This window comes from Tsuneonella dongtanensis, assembly GCF_001698205.1.
GTDB lineage: Bacteria > Pseudomonadota > Alphaproteobacteria > Sphingomonadales > Sphingomonadaceae > Tsuneonella > Tsuneonella dongtanensis.
In genome coordinates, this window is sequence record NZ_CP016591.1 from 849719 (window position 1) to 876324 (window position 26606).

The following is a 26606-nucleotide window of genomic DNA, read 5'->3' on the forward strand; positions in this document are numbered from 1 at the left end:
GCGCATTTATCTTATTTGTCCTACTTATTGGTTATCGAGGCGACGGTCAACGTCGGGTTGGGAAGGATTGCATGAAACATCCCTTGTCGAATTGTATCGTGTTTTCAGCCCTTGCGCTGGCCGCGCAGGTGGCTTCGGCCCAAACCTACCGCGAGCCGGTCAACCATCGGGCCCGATCGGTCAAAGCTCCGATCGTCTCGGACCATGCGGGCCACCGGATCGCGCGGTTCGATCACGATGCGTGGATCGGCTCGATGTGGCAGCCGGACGACGGGGTTGACGAGGTCGTGATCGGGCGCAACGCGACCGTCACGGGGTCCATCCTTGTGCCCTCCAGCCGCACGAAGCCGCTGACGATCCGCGGCGAGGATCGCCATACGTCCCGGCTCGTCGGAACCGGTACGTTCGAGTGGAATCGCGAGGAAAGCGACCTGTCGCGCAGGCACAGCGCGATCTTCGTCGACACAACGCGGCCGGTGACGATCCGCACGCTTACCTCGCTCAATCCGGACAAGTATCATTTCGTCGGGTACAACCACACCCAGTTGATCGTCGAGGATGCGGACATCATCGACGACCGACTGGCGTACACGACCGATGGTATCGGTGGTGGCCGCGGGACCACCGTGCGTAACGTGTTCATCGATACATATGACGACGGCATCAAGGTCTATGCCCCGGACATGGTGATCGAGGATGTTACGATCGTTCACAACCGCAACGGTGCCCCGCTGCAATTCGGTTGGGGGGGTGAGCAGGGTTCGGCGACGATCCGCAATCTGACCGTGATCGCCAACGAACCGCAAATCTATAACCAGGGCGTATTCGCCCGGGCAGCCCAGCGCGGCGAGAAGAACGCGCGCCCGCTTGCCGGGAGCGCGAAGGTCGAGGGGTTTCGGCTGATCGTGCCCGAGGGCAAACGCAGCCCGCCGCTGTTCATGTGGGGGACGCCCGACGGGCAGCAGATCAAGGACTTCACGCTGACCGTGGAGGGTCTCTGCTCCGGCGCGGAACCGACCTATCGCCAACGCGGCGATTTCGACGTGGTGGAGCGCGGCAACAGCGACAAAGTCAGGCTCGTGACGCCCGACTGCCGCTAAGCTTTCAGGCCGCCTCTTCCTGATTGCGGCGGATCAGCGCGAGCGCTTCGGTCATGAGCGCATTCGACGCCTTGCGCGCCGCTTCGGGAGCGCGGCGAGCAATGGCCTTGTAGATCGCCCCGTGGTCTGCCTGCTCGCCGACCGGGATGCCCTTTGCGCGATTGGTGAACTGGATCGCGAACTGCAGCGCTGCTTCGACCATCGGCTTCATCGAGATGAAGAAGCGGTTGTTGGAAGCGTCGAGGATCGCGAGGTGAAATGCGATGTCGGCGCCCAGCGGATCGTCTTCCCCGCGTTCGGCCGCGGCCATCCGCTCGAGCGCGCGCTGGATCGCGGCGTGCTGGTCCTTCGATCCGCGTTCGGCGGCTTCCGCTGCGGCAATCGGCTCGATGGCCAGCCGCATCTGCGTGAACTCGGCCAGCAGGCCGAGTGAAAACCCTTGCTTGAGGATCCAGCGCAAGACGTCGGGATCGAGGACGTTCCAGTTCTGTTGCGGACGAACGATCGTTCCGCGGCGCGGTCGCGACGAAATGAGACCCTTGGCATTGAGAACCTTGAGCGCTTCGCGCACCGCCGTCCGGCTCGCGCCGTACTGGGAGCACAAGTCGGCCTCGACAGGGAAGGGCGCCCCGGGACGATAGCGGCCGGTAACGATCGCGGCGCCCAGCAATTCGACAATCTGCTTCGTCAGGCTGCCCAGCGATCCGTCATCGAGTGTGGAGGTGGGGAGCGCAACGGCCATCTCGAAGTCCTTATATCCTCAGTCGAGGTCGCGCTAGTACCCGTCTCTCAATGGCTTTCGCGCTCGACGACGTCGCCCGACGAACCCTGGAGGAAGTCGAGGTCGCAGCCTTTGTCCGCCTGAAGGACGTGCTGATCGTGCATCTTGAGATAGCCGCGCAGGCGCGAGCGATCCTCGGCCGACCATTCGCGGGCGCGGCGCTCTAGCTCATCGTCCGGGACCAGCAGTTCGAGCGCGCGGTTCGGTGCATCGAGGCGGATGACGTCGCCGTCGCGGACCAGGGCCAGCGGCCCGCCGACGTCGGCTTCCGGCGTGACGTGGAGCACCACCGTTCCGAAGGCTGTGCCGCTCATCCGGGCGTCGGACACGCGGACCATGTCGCGAACGCCCTTCCCGAGCAGTTTCTTGGGAAGAGCCATATTGGCGACTTCCGGCATGCCGGGATAGCCGCGAATGCCGCAATTGCGCAGCACCATTACGCAGGTCTCGTCGATGTCGAGATCGGGATCGTCTACCCGCGCCTTGTAATCCTCGATCGTGTCGAAGACCACCGCGCGTCCTTCGAAGGACAGCAGTTCAGGGCTCGCCGCGCTGGGCTTCATGATCGCGCCGCCGGGGGCCAGGTTTCCGCGCAGTACCCAGGTGCCCGCCAGCTCCTTCGCCGGCTCAGCGAGGCTGCCGATCACCGACCGGTTCCACACCCGCGCGTCCGCGATGCAGTCGCCGATGGTCGTCCCACCGACCGTCGGCACGTCGAGATGGAGCACGCTCTCCAGCTCTTTCATGACCGCCGGAACCCCGCCCGCATAATGCAGGTCTTCCATGTGGAAGTCGCCCGATGGCGAGATGTTCGCGAGCAGCGGGATGTCGCGGGTGAAAACGTCGAAATCGTCGAGGGTCAGATCGACCCCGCACCGACCGGCAAGGGCCAGCAGGTGGATGATCGAATTGGTCGACCCACCCATCGCCGCGTGAACGCGAATGCCGTTCTCGAAATGCTTTCGGGTCAGGAACTGCGACATCTTGGCATCGGCACGGACTAGATCCACGATCGCGCGTCCGGCCAGATGTCCGATGCGGAACCGGCCCGCCTCTACGCCCGGGGTCGCCGCGTTGTGCGGAAGCGCTAGCCCCATGCCTTCGGCGACGGCGGCGAAACTCGAGGCGCTGCCCATCGTCATGCAGACCCCGCGCGACCGGCTCATCGCCGCTTCGGCAGCCTTGAATTCGTCCATCGTCATTGTTCCGGCGCGCACTTCTTCCGAGAAACGCCAGACTTCGGTGCCCGAGCCGATGTCGCGGCCCTGGAACTTGCCGGTGAGCATGGGACCGGACGAGACGACGATCGTGGGAAGGTCGACGCTGGCGGCGCCCATCATCTGTCCCGGCGTGGTCTTGTCGCATCCGCCGAGCAGGACGACGCCGTCGATCGGATTCATCCGGATCGATTCCTCGACCTCCATTGCCAGCAGGTTCCGGAACAGCATGGCGGTCGGCCGAACCTGGGTTTCGCCGAGCGAAAGCGCGGGGAATTCGAGCGGCAGACCACCGCGTTCCCACACGCCGCGCTTCACGTAATCCGCTACCTCGCGCAAGTGCGAGTTGCAGGGAGTGATTTCCGACCACGTGTTGCAAATGCCGATGACCGGCCGCCCGTCGAACACGTCTTCGGGAAAGCCCTGCGCCTTCATCCAGCTCCTGTGGAGAAAGCCGTCTTTGTCGTCTTTGCCGTAGCTGTGCGCGCTTCGGTACGTCCGTGGCTCTTTGGCCATTCTCATCCCCTCGTGACCCTGCCGGGGCAGGTGTCGGTCCAATAACCAATTTCGACAACGATCCCTACAAGGTTGCCGATTGCGTTAAATATTATTTGTCATATTATAAAACGGTGACCCTTCGCAAGCGGGTCTACACGGATTGGGAGGATCGGGTGCTGATTTACGCGTACCGCGATGCGGACGGCACGGAACGCCTTTGCATGCAGCGCGATGCCGAATCGGCGGCGTGCACCTTGCTCGGTAGCGGCTCTCTCTACGAACTGGCAGTCGACGCCGACCGTAAGCGAATTGCGCTGGTGGACGCCGTCGCCGCGATCGTGGACGAAACGGCGCAGGTCGACCTGGCGCAGCTTGCCCGGGACGGGCGGTTGCTCTCCCCGATCCGCCATCCCGATCCGGCGCACATGTATCTCACGGGCACCGGATTGACGCATCGGGCGAGTGCCGAAAGTCGCGACCGGATGCATGCCGCCTCGACTGCGGGCAACGACACCGACACGATCCGCATGTACCGAATCGGCGAAGAGGGCGGGCGCTGTGACGACGATGCGCCCGGCGCGGCTCCCGAGTGGTTCTACAAGGGCGACGGCTCGACTCTGGTGGCGCCGGGCGCGGCTCTTGAAAGCCCGTGCTTCGCCCTCGACGGGGGCGAAGAGACCGAGGTCGCGGGCATCTACCTCATCGGACATGACGGCACGCCGCGCCGGATCGGCTTCGCGCTCGCCAATGAGTTTTCCGATCATGTGATCGAGAAGGCGAACTATCTCTACCTCGCGCACAGCAAGCTGCGCCCGTCCTCGATCGGCCCGGCAATCCTGCTGGGAGACCTGCCCGAGACGATCGCGGGATCCACCCGCATCCGCCGAGGTGGGGAAACGATCTGGGAAGCGCCGTTCGCCAGCGGCGAAGCCCACATGTGCCACGAGGTAGCGAACCTCGAGCATCACCATTTCAAGTACGAACTCTTCCGGCGCCCGGGAGACCTGCACGTCCACTATTTCGGCGCGGCAACCGTAAGCTTCGGCGACGGGATCACGATCGAGGCGGGCGACACGATCGAGATCGCCAGCGAGGCATTCGGCGCGCCGCTGTTCAACACGGTAACGCGGTCAGCCGCGGACTCACGGAAATTGGTGCGCGTTACGCCGCTCTAGAAGGCGGACGCTACGAGGGGATATCACGCCATGATCGCATTTACCGTGCTCGACTGGATCGTCGTCGCACTGTTCCTCGCCGTTCTCGGCTATGCCGCCTGGCGCGCCGTGCGCGTCAAGGACGAAACGAGCACCGACTACTTCCTCGTCGGACGGCATGCGAGCTTCTGGCTGATCGGCACGTCGATCTTCGCCTCGAACATAGGGTCCGAGCACCTCGTGGGACTCGCCGGTTCGGGCGCGCAAACCGGCATGGCGCTCGCACACTGGGAGCTTCAGAGCTGGATCATCCTACTGCTCGGCTGGGTCTTCGTCCCGTTCTACTGGCGGTCCAAGGTGTTCACGATGCCCGAGTTCGTCGAGCGCCGCTACACCGGCTCGGCGCGGACGTTCCTTTCGTTCATCAGCCTCGTCTCGTATGTCCTGACGAAGGTTTCGGTCACCGTCTACGCGGGCGGCTTGGTGATGAAGACCGTTCTCGGCATCGACGAGATCGGCGGGATCGATTTCTTCTGGATTGCGGGCATCGGCCTCGTCGTGCTGACCGGCATCTACACCGTGCTGGGGGGCATGCGCGCGGTCATGTATACCGAGGCGTTGCAGGCGCCGGTACTACTGATCGGCTCGATCATCCTCGTCGTGCTAGGCTTTGCCGCGGCCGGGGGCGTGGGCGAGGTTATGCGACTCAACGGCGATAACGTGCACCTCTGGCGCAGCATGAGCGATCCGGAGTTCCCGTGGCTCGGCATCGTCTTCGGCAGTTTCATCATCGGCTTCTGGTACTGGTGTACCGACCAATACATCGTCCAGCGCGTGCTTTCAGCGAAAAGCCTCAAGGATGCCCGGCGAGGCACGATCCTGGCGGGTTACCTGAAACTTGCGCCGGTATTCGTTTTCCTGTTTCCCGGCATGATCGCTGTCGCGCTCGACGCGCAAGGGCAGATCGACCTGACCAGCCCCGACGCGGCGTTCCCGCTTCTGGTCTCGACCCTGCTTCCGGCGGGCATCAAGGGGCTCGTCATCGTCGCGCTGCTCGCCGCGCTGATGAGCAGCCTCGCGTCGCTGTTCAATTCGTCGGCGACACTCTTCACGATCGATTTCTACAAGCGCTTCCGGCCCGACACGAGCGAGGCTCAACTGGTCAAGGTCGGGCGCATGGCGACGTTCACGGTGGTTGTCCTGGGTATCCTCTGGATCCCGCTCATGAGCTTGCTAGGCGGCGCACTGTACCAGTACCTCCAGGTGGTCCAGTCGCTCGTCGCGCCGGGAATCGCGGCGGTATTCCTGCTCGGCGTGATGTCGAAGCGGATCACGCCGATGGCGGGCTACATCGGCCTTATAGCCGGCTTCGTCATGGGCATGACGCGGCTCGTGCTGCTGATTGCCGGTTTCGACGCGGACAGCGGTGGCCTGTTCGGCCAGATCGCCGGTATGAACTGGCTGTATTACTGCACCTTGCTGTTCATCATCACGGTCATCCTGATGGTCTTGGTCAGCATGGTCACGCCGCGCGCGAGCGACGAGCAACTGGCCGGCCTGACATTCGGATCGATGAGCGACGAAGACCGCGCCGAACTCGCTGCCAGCAAGAGCGGCTGGGACGTGTTCCATACCGTCGTCATCATCGCCATCACGATCGCGATCTATGCCGTCTTCTGGTGAGCTTCGCGCATGATTGGCCGGGGTTGCGACGCGTGCAGAGTCACGCGCAACGCAACCCCAATGGCGATCGCTGCTAGGTCAGCCAGGCTCCGTCGACGCGGCGCAGTCCGGTCGCGGCTGCTTCGCGAAGTCCGTCGGGAAGCAGGCTCTCCGGCATATCCTGGTACGCGACCGGGCGCAGGAAGCGATCGATCGCCAGCGTGCCGACCGACGTGCTGCGTCCGTCGGACGTGGCGGGATAGGGTCCCCCGTGGTTCATCGCGTGCGCGACCTCCACGCCGGTCGGCCAGCCGTTGGCAATGATCCTGCCGGCCTTGCGCTCGAGCAATGGGATGAGCATCGACGCAGCCTCGTGATCCGCGGGCGACAGGTGCAGCGTCGCCGTCAGTTGCCCCTCCATGCTTTCCAGCACGTGAGTCAGTTCGTCGATGTCGGCGCAACGCACCACCACCGAAACGGGGCCGAACACCTCCTCGGCGAAGTGCGGCTCGGCGAGGAAATCGGAAGCGGAGACGGTGTAGAGCTGCGCTTCGCCACAGGGCGTATCGGCGGCGCTGCCGCGGGCGACCAGTCTGGCCCCGGGAAGACCCGCGAGCCGTTCGGTACCTTCGACAAAGGCCCCGTGAATGCCCGCGGTGAGCATCGTCTGGCCGGCTACCCCGGCGATCGCCTCTCCGGCGGCGGCGAGAAAGCGGTCGAGCGCGTCGCCTTCGACCGCGAGCACCACGCCCGGATTGGTGCAGAATTGCCCCGCGCCAAGGGACAGCGACCCGACATAGGCCGCCCCGAGTGCTTCAGCCTGCTCGGCCAATTTGCTCGGCATCAGGATCACCGGGTTGATGCTGCTCATTTCGGCATAGACGGGGATCGGGACCGTGCGTTCGGCGGCGATGCGCATGAGCGCGGTGCCGCCCGCCCGTGAGCCGGTAAAGCCAACCGCGGCGATCCGCGGATCGGCGACGAGGGCCGCGCCCAATTCGTTAGCCGGCCCCGCTACCATCGAGAAGACGCCCTTGGGCATTCCCGTCTTCTCGACCGCGAGAGCGATGGCCCCCGCGACAAGTTCGGAGGTGCCGGGGTGCGCCGGATGCGCTTTCACAACGACGCAGCAGCCAGCCGCGAGCGCCGCGGCGGTATCTCCGCCCGCGACCGAGAAGGCGAGGGGGAAATTGCTCGCTCCGAATACCGCGACCGGGCCGAGCGGCACCATGCGCAGGCGCAAGTCGGGCTTGGGCGGTGTTCGAGCGGGATCCGCGTGGTCGATGCGCAGCGCCTGCCAGCCGCCGTCCTCGACTTCGGCCGCAAACAGACGCAGCTGGCCGACAGTTCGTCCCCGCTCGCCGACGAGGCGCGCTTCGGGCAGCCCGCTTTCCGCCATGGCGCGTGCCGTAAGCGTATCGCCGAGGGCGTCGATTTCTTCGGCGCAGGCTCGCAGGAATGCCGCCCGCTCGGCTAGCGGGCGAGACGCGTACTCCCGCTGCGCTGCCTCTGCCGCGGCACAGGCGTCTTCCACGTCGGCCGCACCGGCGATCGAGAACGGCGGATCGAGGCGCGCGCCGGAGGCGGCATTGCGCCCGTGAAATTGATCGGGTGCGGAACGGTATTCGCTCGCAATCAGCAGATCGCCGGTCAGTTGCATCGCTCTCTCCATCAGGGACAGGGACCTAATTGTACTACAAATCGAAAATTGCAACCGCCGAGCCTCGGCAAGGTCCTTTCAGGCGCAATCGCGGGAATACGATCAGGAGACGCTTCCCAGTAGCTGTGTCGCGTTCAGTCGATCAGCTGTTGGATGTCCATAACCGGTATGCGGAGGAAGACGTGCGTCGCTATGCCGTCGATCATGTCCGGGCCGAGAACGCCAAGGAGAAAGCCAAGCTGAGCGGGCGGCCGGCGCGCTGATCAGACGAAAAGATTTGTCGTATTATTCGACCCGGTGTATTAGTATGATAATTAGGTTCGGCGTCTGGAAGGACGAGGTGGGGCGGTATGAGCGACAAACCCAGACCATTGCGTAGCGCGCACAGTTACGGAAAACTCGACCGGGACGGGTTCATCCACCGCTCGTGGATGAAGGCGCAAGGGTATCCGGCCGATGTGTTCGACGGGCGCCCGATCATCGGCATCTGCAACACCTGGTCGGAAATTACTCCGTGCAATTCGCACCTGCGCGAGATCGCCGAGTACGTGAAGCGCGGCGTCTGGGAAGCCGGCGGACTGCCGCTGGAACTTCCCGCGATGTCGCTCGGCGAAACGCAGATGCGGCCCACCGCGATGCTGTTCCGCAACCTGCTGGCGATGGAGGTCGAGGAATCGATCCGCGGCAATCCCATCGACGGCGTGGTGCTGCTCGGTGGGTGTGACAAGACCACGCCCGGGCAGGTGATGGGCGCAGCAAGCGTCGACTTGCCGACGATCGTCGTCTCGTCCGGCCCGATGCTCAACGGCAAGTTCAAGGGCAAGGACATCGGTTCGGGCACGGACGTGTGGAAATTTAGCGAGGCCGTCCGTGGCGGCGAAATGTCGCCCGCCGAATTCTTCGCCGCCGAGAGCGGCATGTCGCGATCGCGCGGTACCTGCAATACCATGGGATCGGCATCGAGTTTCGCCGCGGTGTGCGAAGCTCTCGGCATCGCTCTCAAGTGGAACGCGACGATCCCCGCGGTCGATGCGAACCGGCAGGCGATGGCGCACGCGACCGGTCGTCGCATCGTGGACCTTGTCCGCGACGGCAAGCGCCTGTCGCATTTTCTCACCCGCGAAGCATTCGAGAACGCGATCCGGGTCCATGCCGCCATCGGCGGATCGACCAACACCGTCATCCACCTGCTCGCCCTCGCCGGGCGTGTCGGCGTCGAATTGACGCTCGACGATTTCGACAGGCTGGGCGGGGACATGCCCCTGCTCGCTAACGTCAAGCCGTCGGGCGAATACCTGATGGAAGATCTTCATTACGCGGGCGGCATGCCGGCGTTGATGACCGAGCTGCAAGACCGCTTGCACACACACGTCGAGACCGTGTCCGGCCAGACGATCGCCGAACAGATCGAGGGGGGCGAGATCTGGAATTCGGATGTCATCGCCACGACGGAAAATCCGATCAAGGACAACTCCGGCATCTGGGTGCTGCGCGGCAACCTCGCGCCCGATGGGGCGATCATCAAGCCGAGTGCCGCCTCACCCGCATTGCTGAAACATCGCGGGAAGGCAGTGGTCTTCGAGACCATCGAGGTATTCAAGGAGCGCATCGACGATCCCGAGCTCGAAGTCGACGCGACCTCGGTCCTCGTCCTCAAGGGCTGCGGCCCCAAGGGCTATCCGGGCATGCCGGAGGTCGGCAACATGCCGTTGCCGGCCAAGTTGCTGGAGCAGGGCGTGACCGACATGGTACGGATTTCGGATGCGCGGATGAGCGGGACGGCGTTCGGTACCGTCATCCTCCACGCTTCTCCCGAAACGTCGGTAGGCGGACCTCTGGGTCTCGTCCGTACGGGCGACACGATCGAACTCGATGCCGAGGCGCGAACTCTCAATGTGCTCGTCCCCGAGGAGGGGCTCGCGCGCCGGTCGACCGAGATCGTTCCGGCCGAATTCGACACGACGCGCGGATACGTCGCCTTGCATCGCCGCCACGTGCTGCAGGCGCATCTGGGCTGCGATCTCGATTTCCTTGTCGGAAAGAGCGGCGACGAAGTGAAGCGGGAGAGCCACTGATGACCCGATATGCTACCTATCCGAGCCTTGCCGGGCGGTCGGTCTTCATCACCGGAGGTGCTACCGGGATCGGTGCCGCCATGGTCGAGGCCTTCGCCGAGCAAGGGGCGGTTGTCGGCCACATCGATCTCGCCGCCGAGGAAGCCGAAGCCCTGGGCGAGTCGATCTCGGCGTCCGGACGACCGAAGCCCTGGTTTCGCCGGGTCGACGTGACCGATGTCGAGGCCTTGGCTGGCGCGGTGTCCGACTTCGCCGGTTCGGCGGGGGGGCTGCACGCGCTCGTCAACAACGTCGCCAACGATACCCGCCACAATCCGCTCGAAACGACCGCCGAGAAATGGCGGCGATGCATGGCGGTCAATCTCGACTGTGCGTTTTTCGCCTCGCAAGAGGCGATCAAGCAGATGCGCGATGGCAATGGCGGCGCGATCGTCAATTTCTCGTCGATCAATGCGCTGCTCGGACCTGAGAACATGCCGGGCTACGTCACCGCGAAGGCGGGTCTGCTCGGCATGACCAAGGCGCTCGCGCGGGAGTACGGGCGCGATGGCATCAGGGTGAACACGATCCTGCCGGGTTGGGTCGTGACCCAGCGCCAGCTCGATCTGTGGCTGACGCCGGAGGCCGAGGCCGAGTGGATGGAGCACGTGTGCCTGAAGCAGCGGATCGAACCGCGCGACGCGGCAAACCTTGCACTGTTCCTGGCGGCCGACGACAGTCGAATGATTACGAACCAGCAATTCGTCATTGATGGCGGACGGGTGTAGACTGGGCTGAAGGAGACCCCGCATGGCGTCGCAATTCCTCACCCGCGAACTGGTCGAGACACTCGGCGCGAAGATCGTGCGCGGCGATACGCCGGATAACGGCAGCCTGCCGATCGAGGCCGATCTCGCGAAACAGTACGATACCTCGCGCACCGTCCTTCGCGAGGCGGTGAAAATGCTTACGGCCAAGGGGCTCGTCGGGTCGCGCCCGCGGCGGGGAACTTATGTCGAGCCGGAGAGCCGGTGGAATATCCTCGATCCCGACGTGCTGCGGTGGATCTTGCAGCGACGGTTCTCGTTCGGCCTGACGCGCGATTTCCTCATCGCGCGCGAGGGCATCGAACCGAAGGCCGCCGCGGCCGCGGCGCGCGTGCAGAATCGCGAGGCCATAGCCGACGTCGCGGCGAAACTCGACGACATGCGCGAAGCCGCCGCCGGGCGGATGGATTCGCTCGAGAGCGACATCGCCTTCCACATCGCCATCCTCCATGCGAGCGGCAATCGCTTTTTCGTCCAGTTCTCGCACGTCATTGAAACAGCGCTGCGCTTCTCGATCCGCCTGACCAATTCGGAAAAGGGTGTCCGCATGGCCAGTGTCGCGGATCACGCGGCGATCTACGAAGCGATCGAGCGGGGCGATGTCGTCGGTGCCGAGAAAGCGGCGCAGGATTTGCTGACCGAAGCGATCCGGCTGCTCGACGAGCGTGCCAAGCGCGAGGAATAGAGCGGTGCGGGTCATCGCGCCGGTCGTCGTGCGCGCATCGGGAACCGGATTCTTCGCGGCCGTATCCTTGGTGATTGTTGCGCAGCCGCTGGCGCGACCTTCATCGGGCAGAAATTTTGGCGCGCCAGATCTCGCCGCGAGTGAGGCTTTCTTTTCCAACTTCTTTTTCGGAACTGGGAAGGATCAGCTCGGCAATCGCGTCAATGTCATCGGTGATCAGTACTGCACTCGACCAATCAGTTTTGGGCTTTTCGCCGGCGAGTGCCATCAGAAGTGGTTTTAGCGGCTTTGTCCGGCCAATCGGATCAGGCCCGTCCTCTGCCGGCCGACTCCAATACGCCTCGCCAAGCAATGCGATTGGCGTAGGTTTAGTACCCGGTTTCCTGTAGTAGTTCTGCGTCGCATCTTGAAACACTTCTTGTACAGTCCCTGCATTGCCCGGACCAATAATTAACCCGGCTCCGGCAAGCGTTATGAGACCGTCTTCGCGTAAACTATTGTAAAACATCTTCGCTTGATGAGTGGCGAAGACATTCGGCGGCTCATGACCGTACAACCAAGTTGGGATACCGAGGCTTTCAGAATCTGGCGAAACCGTGCCGCCGTCCAGCAGGCGTTCGCGTAGGTTCCATGCCGTAGATAGCCAATCGGGATGATTGTATTTGGGTGCGGCCCCGAGTGCCGCAACGGCTTCTGCAAGAATATCGTCCGGAAATGGCGCTAAAAAGGCGCCAAGATTAGCGGCCTCCATAAGGCCGGGCCCACCTCCGGTCAGGACGAGCTGCCCGCTGCGCGTCATGCGCCGTGCGAGCTCGGCGATGGTCGCGAACACTTGCGCATCGCGCGGCGTATCGTGACCACCCATGAAGCCAACCAAAGGCTTTCCTGTCTTCTCAATAAACCGGGCAACCGATCCTTCGATCGCAGTATCGTGGAGCCGCGCCTGCATGGCCTGACCCGTACTCAATCTTAAGGGGAGGTTCTCTTCGGGATCCATGAACCAAAGATATGCTCGATAATCGAATGAGGCCCTCCATGAAGGCAGACTGTCTTCTGGATCATAACGGTCATAGAGATCGTCAACAGTGTACAAAGTGGCTCGAGCCGGATCGAATGGCATGCCGCTTTCGCCGACAAGCACCGATGCTCCCTGCGCTTGAGACTGTGCCCAGATGTCGCCATTCAGTACGCATCCGAGAAGAGTACAGCCGGTGAGATCCACTCCCACGACTTCTTGTGTTCGTAGTGTCAAGTCCAATCCGGAAATTGTCACAGGCATGCGCGACGGATTTGAGAGCCACTGGTCCAACTGGTCAAGCGTCAGGATATCCATTTAAAGCCTCACTTCTTCGTCATCGAAATCGCTATTCAGATCATCGGATATCCCGCACTCGAGCAAAAAAAGCAAAAGGGAAGATGCAATTAGGCTTTTTAGAGCTGACAATTCTGGGGCCAGCTGCTCACTGTCTGCTTCCAGCGTCCGGAACTGGGAGAACCGACGCTAGGCGCGGTCGTGCGGTCAGTGATCGCTTATGACCTCAAAAACTGAGGGCATGTTCGTGGCTATTGGGCTTCGGAATCCTTGAGGCCCTCTTTCTTCTTGTCGAGATGAGGCCAAAGTAACTCAGTCTTGCGATCCACCATGTCTGGTCCATTCCTGCGCTGGGGTGGGCCATCGACATACAGTGCCTGCTGCATGACCCCGCTGTAGTTCAGCGCGGCGGCTCCTGCCACATCGACTTCAGCGATGAACGAATCGAGCGTGCCGCCAACAAGATCGGGTCTTTCCTTAGCGAGCAGCTTGGCGAGAATGTCGCAATGTTGAACCGAACAGGAATAATGCGAGCGCACGGCGGTGGTCGACCGCAGGGTCAGATCTACACTAACGGCTTCGACGAAGGCGAGAATCGGACGCCGACCGCCGACGTGGTCGTCGCGCTCAAGGCGGCGGTGACCGAGCGCGTCACCGTCCTGCGCCGCGCGAGCGCGCTGCCTTCGGAGCGCTGACCAAAGCAATAAATGCCACCGCGCCCGACAATTTGGCGGCGACGCTACCGATGCCGCGCGGTCTGTTCGACGTCTATACACTAGGGCTGCCACGCGGCCGCAGCTTTGGCTAGTGCTTGCCGTTCGGAGCCTGGCTGAGCCCCGATACCCATGGTTGCGCGGTCCTGACACTATACGCTGAGGACGGCAGCATTGGTCTAACTGTGATTCGTCGCCGCGAGGACATGGTCTGGACGTATCCGCTTGGTATAAAGCGGAATAACGTATGGCAGCGGCTCAGTGTGGCTGGTCTGCCGTTTGTCACGAAGCTAAGCACGCGGGCATGGAATGGAATAATACCCTGCGCCTCGGCATCCACGAAGTTGGCCATATAGTTGTAGAGTATGTGCTGACCGGCACCGCCCGCGCCTGTTTTGTTTATCTGGACGCCGACGGCAGCTACAGCGCGCAGACCGACACGCTCGACGTATCGATGGCCGCGACGGCGCTGACGGCTAATGACTATCTCCACCTCGCCGCCGGCTTCCTCGGCGGCTGGGCGGCGGTCCATCTTGCGGTCAAAGCTGGAATGCTGCAGCGCGCGCCGATCAAAATCGAAGCGGTCGCGGGCGATCATGGCTATATCGGCACCGACCAAATCTACGTACATTGGGCGGCGGTGCAGGCCGATGCGCGCGATCCCGCTTCGATCGTTGCGCAGGCGCGAGATCTGGCGCTCAAAGTGCTGCGGCCGCGGCTCGATCAGGTGCTCGAACTCGGCGAGCTCGCCGCGACTTCGGGCCTGGTCAACGAAGATGCCCTTTCTTCGACGATAGCCCGCTAGCCGCCATGCCCATCGCTGCGGACGGATCGGTCTCCAGCATAAACGGCGGCCGCTATTCTGCAACTGGTCGCGCTTCAACACCGACATCTGCGAAGGTGAGCATCGCCTCGTCGCATTCAATAGATGAACGAAAGGCAGCTTATGGGCCCGCTGGCTGGTCAGTTCAACTTCCGAACTTAGGGCGCAAATTGAACATTGATATACCTTGCAATCCGAAGCCGTCGTTACGATTTCGAGTCCCGAAAAAGGCATCGAACCAATGCATTAGACGGATTTTGAGGGCCTTTTGCGGGCCTTTCGGTCATCCCAAATTGCTTAAATATATGAATGCAATTACAAAAATAGGTCGTATTTGATTCCTCTTCTGGCACCATTTTACCGGATCACGCTCTCCGACACTATTTCCTATGCCGGAAGTGGTGGCCCTGATACCTCCGCGGGTCCGTGATCTCTGCGCCGCCGCCTCCGAAACCGATCATTTCCATTGGGGTGACAGGTCACCGCGCGCGTCATCCGGCGTGGCGGGCGAACGTGGGCGGCATGCAGGGCGCGCTCGACGCAATCTTCGACAAGGTGGAGGCAGCCTTAGGGAGGACGGGAGGTGAGGGGCCGCACTTGCGGGTTCTGACCCTGCTTGCCGACGGAATGGACCAGCTTGCGGCAAACGAAGCGCTCAAGCGGGACTACGAACTTGTGGTCACCCTTCCATTTGCCCCCGACCTGTCGGCTGCGATTAATGATGCGGGCCAGCCCACGGAGACGCGCGAGGCCCTGGACAGGTTGCTTGCCGCATCAAGCGTCTTTGCCCTGACGGACCACGACGCACTCGTCGAGGAGCTGATGGAGCGGCATCGCGGAGCCCCTGACGACGAGCGGATATCCTCTCTTCTCGATGCCGAGATCTCGCGGCGCGTTGCCGTGGCCGGCCAGGTGATGATCGAGCAGATCGATTTCCTGATCGCCGCGTGGGATGGCGAGACGACAGCCTTCATGGGTGGAACCGGCCACACCGTTGCCGCGGCGCTTGCGGCAGGATGCCCGGTCGTGCGCATCGATCCGGCGCGGCCGAGCAGCATCAGCGTCATTCGCTCGCTCGAGGGATTTTCCCTGGAAGGAGATTCCGGACAGCACGCGACGTCGCTGGACGAGTTGCTGCTGGAACTTTTCGCGCCGCCGCCCGGTGCCGGAGCGAGCGGCGCCGAGATGAGCGATGAGCGGTGGCATCCCACGAGCGGAATGCTGGTGCACGCCTATCGGCGGGTCGAAAGCCTGTTCGGACAAGCCGACTGGAAGGAAAAGGTGCGTCCGCTTCGTCAAAGGTACGAGCCACCTTCGACGATCGCAGAAGGTTCAGCCGCCCCTTTGATGGCAACGATCGGGGCGTTGCCCGGCGTGGACAGCAAACTGGTCGGGAGGATCGGCGCTTCCGTACTCCCGCATTTCGCGTGGGCCGACGGCATTTCGACGTTCCTGTCGGACGCCTATCGCAGCGGGATGACGGTCAACTTCGTCCTGTCGAGTCTGGCCGTCGTCGGCGGCCTGTCCTACCTTCCGTTGGTCGGGGTCGAGCACAAGTGGGCCTTTGCCTTGTTCGAACTGTGCCTGCTGGCCGCCATCATCGCGATCACCTGGATCGGCAGGCGACAGCGCTGGCACGAGCGCTGGTTCGCGACCAGGCGAGTTGCGGAATACCTCCGTGCCGCGCCGGTACTTCTGCCCTTCGGCATCGCTCGGGCACGTGGACGATGGCCGCGTGGATCGGATACCGTCTGGCCGGAAGCATATGCCCGCCAGGTCATCCGGCAGGTCGGGTTGCCGCGGATGACGGTGACGGAGTTCTATCTGCGGGCCGCGCTGTCCGACGTCCTGCGCCCCTTCGTGGAGTCGCAACGCGCCTACCACGTTGCCAAGGCGGCGCGACTGGCGCGGGTGCATCATCGGCTCGACCACCTGTCGGAAGTGATGTTCGTTGCCGCGGTCGCCGTGGTCGCGACTTTCGTACTCCTCCACATTGCTTCGACGATGGGGGTGGTCGACCAGGGATTCGTCGCGCAGGCCGCCAAGTGGTTCACCCTTTTCGGCGTCGCTCTTCCGACCTTCGGTGCCGCCGTCGCGGGTATCCGGTATTTCGGGGATTTCGAGCGCTTCGCCGCCATCTCGCGGGTCACCGCGGAAAAGCTTGGCGTTATTGGTGACCGGATCAACATGCTCCTCCAGAATGCCGGGTCACGGCTGACCTACGAGCGCGCTGCCGCGCTGGCTCATGCCACCGAGGAAGTCATGTTCAGCGAGATCGAAAGCTGGCAGGGTGTCTTCGGCGGGAAGCGGATTTCCATTCCGGTCTGACAAAGGGGGAGGAGAGGATGGGCAGGCGGATTTCCATCAACCTTGCGCTCCCCCCGGCCATGGCCGCGATCCTCGCCGCACTGCTCATCGTCGTATCGCCCTGGCCCGCGAACGCCATCATAACGGCCGATGAAAACCCCGACCTGGTGGCCGGCAAGATCGCTATTGGCCTCAGAGAGGAACTGGGCGAGCACAGCGCCGAGATAGAGGCGATTGCACGGGCCAATCCGAACATCCGGATCGGCTGGCCCAGCCAGTTCGAGATCACCGCCGATCCCGACTACCCGGACAACTTCTACTTGCTGGACATGCAGAACCCCAGCGCAAGCTCGACCTATAGGCGCTGGAATGACGTGCCGCAGTCGCCGGATCCCGTGCTCGCCGAGCCGATCTTCATCGGACGGCTGGACGACGGCAGTTTCGCTCCCGGCCTCGATGCCGCGCTGCGCGCGATCCTTCGCCGCCAGGCCTTGCTGAGGCTGAACACCCTGCCCGCCTTCGAGCATGGTATCTACGCCAGGATCGACTGCGTGCCCGACGACCCATGCGACGATTCCCGCGATATTTTGGTGAACCAGCCGCTCCAGATCAGCATCACGACGGCGCCGCGAAACCCGCAGCCGCGGTTCGTTTACGCCTTGCTCCTTCGGCCCGACTACAGCCTGCAATGGATATTCCAGTCGCCGCCAGACCGCCCGATCGATCCCGACCGTCTGGTGGTTGTGAAATACCCCGAAGATCCGCTCAAGTTCGAGCAGGAAGGGCGGCACGACCTGATCGTGATCAGCAGCGCCAAGCCGATCGACCCGCTGCTGCTGTCATCAAGCGTTTCCGGCCAGGTCGACCAGAGCCGCTGCAGACTGCCGGTCGAGCAAGCGATCTGTCGCGCCCTGTCCGGGCTGCCCGACCCGAACCCGACCGATGAGCCGACGACGATCGCATCCGACTGGGATATCCAGTTTGCCGGACGGTATTTCGCGGCGCGCCCGACAATCGGCTATGTCGGGGGTGGTGAGACGGCGCTTCCCGGATCGGCGCCCTGGGCCGTGCAGATCTATTCGGCGCTCCCCTATACCGAGGAGCAGAAGCAGCTCGACGCGGCGATGGCGGACACCAATCCCGACAAGAAGTTCCTCGACCAGCTCAGCACGGGACAGGAAGAGCACCGTTGCGGTGGTTCGCTCATCGCGCCCGACATCGTGCTTACAGCGGCACACTGCCTTCGACAGCCCGGTCTCGATTTCCTCGCTAACCGCCGGGTCTATGTCGGAAGCCAGAGGCTTCGCGGCGAGCGGGGGGCGAACGGGGTGGACTACCGGGTGGTCGCGGCGGTCTATCACGCAGGCTACGTTCCCTCGACAGGCGGGGTGAACGAAGCACCGCCGCGCAACGACATAGCCTTGCTCAAAATCCGCCCGATCGGTCGGCCAGTGATCCCGCGCCCCATACGCCTGCCGGGGTCGGCGCCCGCGAGTGCCGAAGCCGGTCAGTCGGATATCATCCGGGTGTACGGCTGGGGATACACCGAAGAACGGCGACCCAACCAGAGCGGGGTCATGAACGGCGGCAAGCTGTTGGCCTATGCAGAGGATCTGCAGGTGGGCGCGCTGCGGATCGTCGAGACCGCGGAATGTCGCAAGATTCCGCACTACAAGGGTGTATCGGCCGATAACATCTGCGCAGAAACCCCGCCGCCTTCCGAGGCCACCAGGGGATCCCGGAACACCTTCAGCTGTCGGGGGGACAGCGGCGGGCCCGTGGTGCGGCTGGTCGGCCAGCGCCTCGTGCAAGTGGGCGTGGTCTCGTGGGCTTACGGCTGCGGCATCGCGGTGAGGGGTGCAAGAGGAGTCCCTATCCGGCGAAACCCCTCGGTCTTCGTCAATCTGGCGAACTACACCGGATGGATCGCGAAGGCCCGCAACAGCTTTGCGAACGGAGCGGTGCTCCCTGTGACGGAGTAGCCGTTGGCGCGATCCTGAAACCGGGCCAACGGCAGCCCGTTACTGGTCGTTGGAGCCCTGGTCGTTAGAGCCTTGGTCGTTGGACCCCTGGTCGTTTGCCCCTTGATCATTGGAACCCTGGTCATTGGAACCCTGATCGTTCGACCCTTGGTCATTCGAGCCCTGATCATTGCTCGCGGCGGGCTCCATCGGAGCCTCCGGTTCGGCAGGCTCGGCGCAGGCGTTTAGGCCGAGCGCCACAGTCAGCGCCAGACCAGTTGCCATCCACTTTTTCATAGTCCATTCCTCCCTTTGTTGAATCAAACGAACCCGGCTTGCTTCAGCATCTGCTGGAACCGCGGCCGGTCGCGGATCGGGTCCATGAACGGGTCGTTGAGCAGGTAGACCAGCCCGGAATCTTGCAGGCGCCGCGCCTCTTCCAGTGTCTGCAGGGCATCGTCCGGGCGACCCCACTGGGCCAGCACCTGCGCTTTCTGGTAAAGCGCGTTGTCGCCGTGTTCCGCGATCAGCCCATCGAGGCTAGCCTGCGCTGCCTCCGGCTGGCCTTGCAGGAAATGGACGATCGCCAATCCCGTCAGGCCATTGAGCGTGTTCTTCTCGGCTTCGTAGGATGCACGCGCGGCGTCGAGATCCTTGAGCATCACGTAGGAATCGCCGATATCCCCGTTCACGCTGTTGCGTTTCGGGTTGATCGACAGCGCATGCCGGCCGGCGGCGATCGCTTTTTCGTACTCGCGCGCCGCGAAGAGAATGATGCCTTCGGTCCGGAATACCGAGGCGTTGAGCGGATCGAGCGCAGAGGCCTGCTCGATCGCCATCCTTGCTTCCGCGAAGCGACCGGTCCGCGCGCAGAAGATCGCGTAGCGGCTGAGCACGTCGATTTCGCCGTTGGCGAACTCGAATGCGCGCTCGAAGGGCTCGCGCGCGCCGCGTACGTCGAGGCGCCCATAGAACAGGGCATAGCCAAGGGCGCTGAACCCGGCGGCGTACCTCGGCGCGATCTCGGTCGCACGCCGCGCTTCGGCCACCGCCTCGTCCATCGACCGCTTTCGGTCGGCGCTGGTCTGGTACTGGTTGGCGATCACGCCGAGCGCGCGCGACCGCGCCGCGCGGGCCGCCGCGTATTGGGGGTCGATGCGGATGGCCTCGTCGAACTTGGCCAGCGCAGCGCGCTCGCTCGCTTCGTCGATGTGGAGATCGAACAGCGCGCGCCCCCTGTGAAACGCATCGAATGCGGCCACGCTTCGGGTCCCTCCCAGTTCGGGGCCCCCGCTGTTGGCAAAGTCGGCATCCATCGTCGCCTTGAGGGCCGAGGCGACGGCGGCGGCGATGGCGGATTGCAGGGCGAAGATGTCGGCGAGCGGTCGCTCGAAAGACTCGGCCCACGTGCTGGCACCTGTGGCGACATTGATGAGCCCGGCAGTGATCTTGACGATTTCGCCCATCTTCTGGACGTTGCCATTCAGCAGAAATGCGACGCCCAGGGCCTTGCCGATGGAGTCCATCTCCTCCTGCTTGTCGCGGAAACTGTCCGACGAAACGCTCCCGATGACCTGCAATTGGTGATTGCGCGCAAGGACCGTGCGGATTTCCGACGTCAGGCCGTCCGAGAAATACGCCTGCTCGGGATCGCCACTGAGGTTCTCGAATGGCAGGACGGCTATGCCCGTGCGCCCGTCGTCCGCTGGAGGGCGAAATTGCCACCAGGCCAGGCCGCCCCCGACAAGCACGAGTGCCGCACCCCCTCCGACGAGCACGGCACGGCGCGACGCCCGACCCGGGCCGGCGGTCGGGGCAGCCTTGGTGACAGGCAACTGGAGATCCGAGTTTCCGGACACTGCGAGGACCGCGCGGACGAGCTCGTCCATCTCAGGGGCGTTTTCCTTCCCCTTCCACTTCGTCAGGTCGAGCACCTGGATTTGCCGGAATCCGATCGGCGGCTGGTTGCCGTCGATCGATACGGGCACCATCCGTCCGCGATCGCGGCCCCGCGTCGCCTCATCGCGCACCCAGTGCGATTGCACCGATGTTTCCGACCACAGGACGACAATGGCATCGGCCGATTCCAGCGCCGCCTCGGTCGTCCGCGCAAACGCGGTTCCACCCTCGAGCAGACCGTCCCACCAGACGTTGAAACCGCGACCTTCCAGCATGCGTATGATCGGAAGGGCGCGATCCCGATCCTGCCTCGAATAACTGAAGAAAATCGACACCGCCCGATCGGCTTCCGCAGTATCGTTTTCGACGGACTGCATCCGCACTTCTCCCCACCGCAAGGTGCCCGGGCACGAGAGTGGCACGCAAGCCGACTGCGCACAACCTTTCCGCACCCGCCTCCGGTGCAGACGTCGCACCATCGCATGGCTGGCCTCGCCGGGCAGCTGGACATCAGGGTACAGCCGCTGCCCACCCGTTGAGCGGCTTACGCCCGGCTCCAGACCTCGCGGTTGTCGATCCGCTCGACCCTGCGGTCGGTCCGCAACTGGAAGAGTTTCGAGAGACCGGTCTCCGCGAACAGCGTGTCCACGTTCCCGCTTTCGGCTTGCGGCAGGCCATCGCGCGCATCCAACAACCGCTGGAGCAGGTAGAAGCGGTACGGCAGGACCACGGTCGAGATCCGCGCGCCGTGCCACTCGAACGTCGCGAAACCGGCAAGCTTGGCCTGGGTGCGGGCTTCATATGCCGCATCGAGCGCTTCACCGGCTTGCTCCGCAAGCCACGCGTTGGCCTGTTCGACGTGGGCCGCGATCTCGACGAGATAGTCCTCGGCGATAAAGCGCATCAGAGCGAGCAGGCTTGCCGGTAACGCCGCGGCATCGAACAGCCGTCCGGCGGCCGTTGCGAAGGTTTCGTCCACGAAGCTCTCCGGCATCGTCATCCGTTCGACCCAGCGGAAGACGTTGGGAGCGGTCGTCTGCATCAGGTGGAGCGGCGCCGGATCGCGGCCGAGGTGCGCGTGCATCGCCCCGATCATGCCGTAGTCGGCGATCGTCGGATGCCCCCCGAGAAGGAAGGGATGGTCGCGCAGGTGGTCTTCGAACAGTCCGAGAAAGGCGCGGTAGCGTTCCTCGACGAGCGCGAAGGTGTCCGAGTTCACTCCGAACGCGGTTGCCGCCTTTCGCATCCGGCCGCTGGCCTGCGTAAAGGCCGCGTCCTCCGCTTCGGTCGGAAGACCAGACGGGAGCACGTCGCGAAAGGCGCTGCGCAGGAAGGGCAGATTCACCGCATCGAAGTTCCAGCGGTAGTGCATGGCGGGTCGGAGCAACCCATGCGAACCGAACAGATCGAACAGGTGCGCGACCACTAGAAGAACCGGTTGCTCGGGATAGATCGGCCACTTGCTGAAGCCGGCAGCATCGAGGTGGTCGATTATGTCGGCGCCGTCCTGGATGATTGCCCCCTCGGGCGTTCTCATCACCGGGATGATCCAGCGACCGATCTTCGGGACGACGGTCTGCGTGAACTCCTCGCCGCCGGCCTTGATCTCGACGAATGGCACCCCGTTGGTCCGCATGTAGGACCGGGCTCGCGCGGTGTAGAGCGACGCGGCCATGCCGTAGAGGGTGTAGGTCATGCTGCGGGGTCCGATCTCTTTCCGGGAGCGCGAAGGGCGATCGCCAGACGGCGGATCACGAGGACGATGACAAGAACCACCGCGATCGCGGCCAGCACGACCAAGAGCGTCAGCAGGGGGTAATTGCGCGCCCCTCCCTTGAGGTTGTTGACGAGGACCTGCCGGACCGGGCTGTAGCCGGGGTCGTCGTAGACGCCGACCTTCCTTGCATAGGCATCGTAAGCAGCGGCCATCCTTTTCAGCCGCTCCGGTTCGCTCGCAGCGAGATTCTCGGTTTCGCCGGAGTCGTCGGCGAGGTTGTAGAGCTCCCACTCTCCGGTCCCCTGGGGAGGGGGCATCCGTCGGATTTTCCAGTCACCCTGGTAATGAGCCGCGTTGCCGCCAACCTCGAAGTTGACCGAATCGTCCGCGCCATAGACCGCGTCGGCCGAGCCCTTGAGCATGGGGGAAAGATCTCGCCCCAGCATCGCCGGCGAGGCTCCGGTTGCGTCGCGGCCATCGACGCCCGCGAGCGAAAGCAGCGTCGGCATCACGTCGAACACGTGGGCGCGGCCGTCTATGAAACCGCCAGCGGGTACGCCGGGGCCCGCGACGACCAAAGGCACTCGCAGGCCCCCTTCCGAGGAGTGAAACTTGTAGAGCGAGAACGGGATCGAGGAACTCGCCGCCCACTCGGAGCCGATCGCGGTAAGGCTGTCGGGCCCGCCCAGCGCGTCCGTCGCGTTGGTCATGCCGAGCATTGGCATCCACGCCTTGAACAGGAGCGTTCCGTTGGCAGGGTCGTTGTACTCGGGCCCGTTGTCGGACGTGACCAGCACGATCGTGTTGTCGAGCCGGCCCTTGGTTTGGAGATGGGAGAGCAGCCGTCCGATCTCGCGATCCATGGCCTCCATCATGGCCGCGTTCACCTGCATGGCGCGGGCGAAGCGGCGCTGCTGGTCGCTGCCGAGGCTCGACCACTTGCGCGCCTTCGCGGGCATCGCCGGCATCGCGGCGTTATCCGGGACGAGTCCCCGTGCCTTGGCCCGCTCGAAGCGCTCGGTCCGCAGCCTGTCCCAGCCCTTGTCGAACACGCCGTCGTAGCGTTCGATGTCGGCCACAGGAGCCTGTATCGGGATATGGATCGCCTGGAACGCGACGTACGCGAAGACCGGCTGGCCTTCAGCGGCCTGATCGACGTACTCGATCGCGCGGTCGACGATGAATTTCGACGAGTAGTCCTTGGTCTTTCGGGTCGTCGGCTTGCCGTCCTCGAACCACTCCACCGACGAATAGAGCGGCAGGTAGGGTCTCTCCTGCCAGTTGTCGGCGCCGGTTGCGTCGAGCACGTAGGAGCGGGAAAAGCCGTGCCGATCGGGCAGGCTCGAGCCGATCTCGCCGATCCCCCATTTCCCTGAGGCGAAGGTAAAATAGCCTGCGTCGCGCAGCACTTCCGCCATCGTCCGGGCTTCGGGGAGGAGGCGCATCGAATAGGCCGGAAGTCCCTCCATCTCGGGAGCGAGCATCTCGACGATCGACCCGATGCCGACGCTGTGGTTGTCCATTCCCGTCAGCAACATGGCGCGCGATGGGGCGCATTGCGGAGAGGTATAATAGCGCGATAGCGCGGCCCCGCGAGCGGCCAGCGCGTCGATCGTCGGGGTGCGGGCATCTCCACCGTAGGCCCCGAAATCCATGAAGCCGGCGTCGTCCACGACCACGACGACGATGTTCGGGCGTGCCGACGGGCTGCGCGCGGGAGCGGGCATCGCGAGGGCGGATGAAGACGCCACCGCGACGCATGCTGTGAATGCCTTCCGCCACACGCCGGTCATCGAAGCCTCCCGCCCGTTGACTCTTATAATGGCACTCTATATGCCAATACATGCCGGCGCTGCAAGACCTGATGGCAGGCGCGCGCCGGGGGCAGCGGGAGGTGAAGGGCGATGCGACGCTGGTCAAAGATCGCACTGGGCATCGGTGTCACCGCCGCGGTTATCGCCGGTCTTGCATACTTCAACCGGACCTCGCTCGCGCTGGCATTGGTTCATTACCGGGCGGGACAGGCCGAGGTCGGTCCGAACCGCCCGATCGCATGGCAGCGCGGACCGGCGGAAGCGGCCGAGGCGCAGGAAAGCGCGACGCCGCCCAACATCGTCTTCATCCTGTTCGACGATCTCGGCATCAACGACATCTCGACCTTCGGCGGCGGAGTGGCAGGTGGACGGGTGCCAACTCCCAATATCGACCGTCTCGCGGCCGAGGGCGCGATCTTCTCGACGGCCTATGCCGGCAACGCAACCTGTGCGCCGTCGCGCGCGCAGCTGATGACGGGGCGGTACTCGACCCGCACCGGCTTCGAATACACGCCGACACCCAACGGGTTCGGTCGGCTCGTCGCAATGGCGACCGACCAGATCCGCGGCGACCTGCCCCGCAGCGGTTACAACGCCGAGGTCGACGCGGCTGCCCCGAGTTTCGCAGATCAGGGCCTGCCGAGCGAAGAGGTGACCATTGCCGAAGTCCTCAAGGCGCGGGGCTATCACACGGTGCACATCGGCAAATGGCACCTGGGCAACGGCAAGGGCTTCCACCCCAACGACCAGGGCTTCGACGAAAGCCTGATGATGGAAAGCGGGTTGCACCTGCCAGAGGACCATCCGGACGTCGTCAACGCCAAGGTGGACTTCGATCCGATCGATCGCTTCCTGTGGGCCTCGATGCGTTTCGCGACATCGTACAACCGGGGGCCCTGGTTCGCGCCCGGCAGGTACCTGGCGGATTACTGGACCGATGAATCGCTCAAGGTGATCGAGGCCAATCGCAACCGGCCGTTCTTCCTCTACCTGGCACATTGGGGCGTTCACACGCCCTTGCAGGCCACGCGCGCGGATTACGAGGCGGTCGGTGCCATCGGCTCCGAGCGCCATCGGGTCCATGCCGCCATGGTCCGTTCGCTCGATCGCAGCGTCGGGCGCATCATGGCCAAGCTCGAGGAAGAGGGACTGGCCGACAATACGCTTATCGTCATCTCGAGCGACAACGGCGGAGCCGGGTATATTGGCGTGCCCGACGTCAATGCACCGTACCGCGGGTTCAAGATCAGTTTCTTCGAAGGCGGAATCCGCGTGCCGCTGTTCCTGCGGTGGCCCGCCCGGATCCGGCCGGGAACGAAGGCGGCGCTGCCGGTGGGTCATGTCGATGTCATGCCGACGCTCGCTGCTGCCTCGGGGTCCTCGCTGCCCGGCGGCGTGGCGATCGACGGACGCAACCTGCTGCCCGCCGCTACCGGGAGCGGCGCAGTCGAGCGGGCCGATGCGCCGCTGTTCTGGAACAGCGGGTATTACAAGGTCGTGCGGGCAGGCGACTGGAAGCTCCAGGTCAACGAGAAGCAGGGCAAGTCGTGGTTGTACGACCTGGCCAGCGATCCCACCGAAAAGGTCAACCTGATCGGGAAGCGCCCCGACAAGCGCGTCGAGCTGGCCGCACTGCTGGCGAGCCACCACCGCGGTCGCAAGGCGCCGCTCTACCCCAGCGTACTCGATGGCTCGATCATGATCGACAAGACGCTGGCCGAGCGCTTCGAGCCGGGCGACGAATTCATCTACTGGCCGAACTGAGGACGGGAGGTAGCGATGGGACCGGCGGCCTGGATCTGGCTTTCGCTTCTCGCGGTATCCTATGCTGCGTTCTGGGTTTGGTATGGTGGCAGGGGCCGGCCGCTGACCAAGCAGGAAGGTGACCGGCTGCTGGCGCGCATGGAACAGATGCATGGCGTCAGCCGCGACGATGCCCCGCCGGGAAGCCTGACCCGCAATCTGGCCGACATGATCCCGCACGATGACGGCGGGGAATTCTACGCGGTCAACCTGGAAAGGCGAAAGGGCGGCGCCGAGGCACTGGCGGCCGAAAAGGCCTACACCCGCGACCTGCTTCCCATCCTCCTGTCGCGGGCGGGCCATCCGGTGTTCGTCAGTGAGCGGGCCGGGCTGATGCTTGGCGAATACGGCCGGTCGATAGATCGGGTGGCGATCGTCCGCTATCGCTCGCTCCGTGACCTGCTCGCGATGGTCACCGACCCGCGCATGCCCGCGGCGGGCGCGCACAAGTTCGCGGCGCTGGAGCATACCGAGGTGTTCATCACCCGCCCGACGATCAGCTTCGTCCAGGTCCGACTGCTGATAGGGTTGATGGCGGTCCTGCTTGGATTGGCAGGTGTCGTTGTCCTGGCGCGCGGCTAGCGGCCCTGGAATGAAATCGAAGAGTGTAGAGGTCGCG

General features: G+C 63.9%; 21 protein-coding genes. 12 read left to right on the forward strand and 9 right to left on the reverse strand.

Features of this window, described 5'->3' with window-relative positions; all coding sequences use genetic code 11:
* The first annotated feature begins 71 nt into the window (after positions 1 to 71).
* Positions 72 to 1100 (forward strand): right-handed parallel beta-helix repeat-containing protein, encoded by a 1029-nt coding sequence (locus A6F68_RS04125; protein ID WP_198152667.1) that lies wholly within the window; start codon positions 72 to 74, stop codon positions 1098 to 1100.
* Between the two features lie 4 nt (positions 1101 to 1104).
* On the opposite strand, the gene A6F68_RS04130 is transcribed toward A6F68_RS04125, so the two are convergent.
* Together A6F68_RS04130 and A6F68_RS04135 are read right to left on the reverse strand one after the other, a co-directional pair.
* Positions 1105 to 1842 carry a FadR/GntR family transcriptional regulator gene (locus A6F68_RS04130; RefSeq protein WP_067676701.1) on the reverse strand — a complete coding sequence of 246 codons (738 nt, stop codon included), beginning with the start codon at positions 1840 to 1842 and terminating at the stop codon, positions 1105 to 1107.
* 47 nt (positions 1843 to 1889) lie between these two features.
* Complete coding sequence (locus tag A6F68_RS04135) at positions 1890 to 3614, reverse strand: IlvD/Edd family dehydratase (RefSeq protein WP_067682021.1); 1725 nt, start codon at positions 3612 to 3614, stop codon at positions 1890 to 1892.
* Positions 3615 to 3727: 113 nt separating this feature from the next.
* Between A6F68_RS04135 and araD1 the strand changes: the two genes are divergently transcribed.
* Entirely contained in the window at positions 3728 to 4771 is a 1044-nt protein-coding gene (araD1, locus tag A6F68_RS04140; RefSeq protein ID WP_232308196.1) for an AraD1 family protein, read from the forward strand.
* Positions 4772 to 4801: 30 nt separating this feature from the next.
* Complete coding sequence (locus tag A6F68_RS04145) at positions 4802 to 6433, forward strand: sodium:solute symporter (protein WP_067676703.1); 1632 nt, start codon at positions 4802 to 4804, stop codon at positions 6431 to 6433.
* Positions 6434 to 6506: 73 nt separating this feature from the next.
* Here the strand turns inward: A6F68_RS04145 and A6F68_RS04150 are convergent, their stop codons facing one another.
* Positions 6507 to 8072, reverse strand: coding sequence for an aldehyde dehydrogenase (NADP(+)) (locus tag A6F68_RS04150; protein ID WP_067682030.1), 1566 nt, complete (start codon positions 8070 to 8072; stop codon positions 6507 to 6509).
* 350 nt (positions 8073 to 8422) lie between these two features.
* Between A6F68_RS04150 and A6F68_RS04155 the strand changes: the two genes are divergently transcribed.
* From A6F68_RS04155 to A6F68_RS04165, 3 genes are read left to right on the forward strand one after another with little or no spacing between them, the layout of a single operon-like run.
* On the forward strand, positions 8423 to 10147 hold the full coding sequence (locus tag A6F68_RS04155; protein ID WP_067676705.1) for an IlvD/Edd family dehydratase: 1725 nt from the start codon (positions 8423 to 8425) through the stop codon (positions 10145 to 10147).
* A complete protein-coding gene (locus A6F68_RS04160; protein ID WP_067676707.1) occupies positions 10147 to 10914 on the forward strand; it encodes an SDR family NAD(P)-dependent oxidoreductase in 768 nt (255 codons plus the stop codon). Before A6F68_RS04155 ends, A6F68_RS04160 begins: the two co-directional genes overlap by 1 nt.
* 22 nt (positions 10915 to 10936) lie before the next feature.
* Entirely contained in the window at positions 10937 to 11638 is a 702-nt protein-coding gene (locus A6F68_RS04165; RefSeq protein WP_067676709.1) for a FadR/GntR family transcriptional regulator, read from the forward strand.
* A gap of 100 nt (positions 11639 to 11738) precedes the next feature.
* Here A6F68_RS04165 and A6F68_RS14950 read toward each other — a convergent pair whose 3' ends face one another.
* Together A6F68_RS14950 and A6F68_RS04170 are read right to left on the reverse strand one after the other, a co-directional pair.
* Entirely contained in the window at positions 11739 to 12971 is a 1233-nt protein-coding gene (locus A6F68_RS14950; RefSeq protein ID WP_157096644.1) for an LOG family protein, read from the reverse strand.
* 230 nt (positions 12972 to 13201) lie between these two features.
* Complete coding sequence (locus tag A6F68_RS04170) at positions 13202 to 13489, reverse strand: hypothetical protein (protein ID WP_067676711.1); 288 nt, start codon at positions 13487 to 13489, stop codon at positions 13202 to 13204.
* Here A6F68_RS04170 and A6F68_RS14955 point away from each other — a divergent pair.
* The 4 genes from A6F68_RS14955 (at position 13478) to A6F68_RS04185 (ending at position 18775) form a co-directional block, all read left to right on the forward strand.
* A complete protein-coding gene (locus tag A6F68_RS14955) occupies positions 13478 to 13645 on the forward strand; it encodes a hypothetical protein (protein WP_157096645.1) in 168 nt (55 codons plus the stop codon). The two genes, A6F68_RS04170 and A6F68_RS14955, sit on opposite strands and share 12 nt — an antisense overlap.
* A 385-nt stretch (positions 13646 to 14030) precedes the next feature.
* On the forward strand, positions 14031 to 14468 hold the full coding sequence (locus tag A6F68_RS04175; RefSeq protein WP_198152668.1) for a hypothetical protein: 438 nt from the start codon (positions 14031 to 14033) through the stop codon (positions 14466 to 14468).
* A 489-nt stretch (positions 14469 to 14957) separates the two neighbouring features.
* Positions 14958 to 16814 (forward strand): hypothetical protein, encoded by a 1857-nt coding sequence (locus A6F68_RS04180; RefSeq protein ID WP_198152669.1) that lies wholly within the window; start codon positions 14958 to 14960, stop codon positions 16812 to 16814.
* Between the two features lie 17 nt (positions 16815 to 16831).
* A complete protein-coding gene (locus A6F68_RS04185; protein WP_067676718.1) occupies positions 16832 to 18775 on the forward strand; it encodes a serine protease in 1944 nt (647 codons plus the stop codon).
* Between the two features lie 39 nt (positions 18776 to 18814).
* On the opposite strand, the gene A6F68_RS04190 is transcribed toward A6F68_RS04185, so the two are convergent.
* The 4 genes from A6F68_RS04190 to A6F68_RS04205 all read right to left on the reverse strand — a co-directional run bounded on the left by A6F68_RS04190 (position 18815) and on the right by A6F68_RS04205 (position 24097).
* Positions 18815 to 19051: a hypothetical protein gene (locus tag A6F68_RS04190; RefSeq protein ID WP_067676720.1), complete on the reverse strand. Its 237-nt coding sequence runs from the start codon at positions 19049 to 19051 to the stop codon at positions 18815 to 18817.
* Positions 19052 to 19074: 23 nt separating this feature from the next.
* The gene (locus A6F68_RS04195; protein WP_067676722.1) at positions 19075 to 21030 is read right to left on the reverse strand and encodes a TIR domain-containing protein; all 1956 of its coding nucleotides are present in this window, start codon (positions 21028 to 21030) and stop codon (positions 19075 to 19077) included.
* 167 nt (positions 21031 to 21197) lie between these two features.
* Positions 21198 to 22349, reverse strand: coding sequence for a glutathione S-transferase family protein (locus A6F68_RS04200; RefSeq protein WP_067676724.1), 1152 nt, complete (start codon positions 22347 to 22349; stop codon positions 21198 to 21200).
* Complete coding sequence (locus A6F68_RS04205) at positions 22346 to 24097, reverse strand: arylsulfatase (RefSeq protein ID WP_198152670.1); 1752 nt, start codon at positions 24095 to 24097, stop codon at positions 22346 to 22348. Before A6F68_RS04205 ends, A6F68_RS04200 begins: the two co-directional genes overlap by 4 nt.
* A 177-nt stretch (positions 24098 to 24274) precedes the next feature.
* On the opposite strand from A6F68_RS04205, the gene A6F68_RS04210 reads away from it, so the two are divergent.
* Both A6F68_RS04210 and A6F68_RS04215 read left to right on the forward strand, forming a co-directional pair.
* Entirely contained in the window at positions 24275 to 25948 is a 1674-nt protein-coding gene (locus A6F68_RS04210) for a sulfatase-like hydrolase/transferase (protein ID WP_067676726.1), read from the forward strand.
* A 15-nt stretch (positions 25949 to 25963) separates the two neighbouring features.
* Positions 25964 to 26569: a hypothetical protein gene (locus A6F68_RS04215; protein ID WP_067676728.1), complete on the forward strand. Its 606-nt coding sequence runs from the start codon at positions 25964 to 25966 to the stop codon at positions 26567 to 26569.
* The last annotated feature ends 37 nt before the right edge of the window (positions 26570 to 26606 follow it).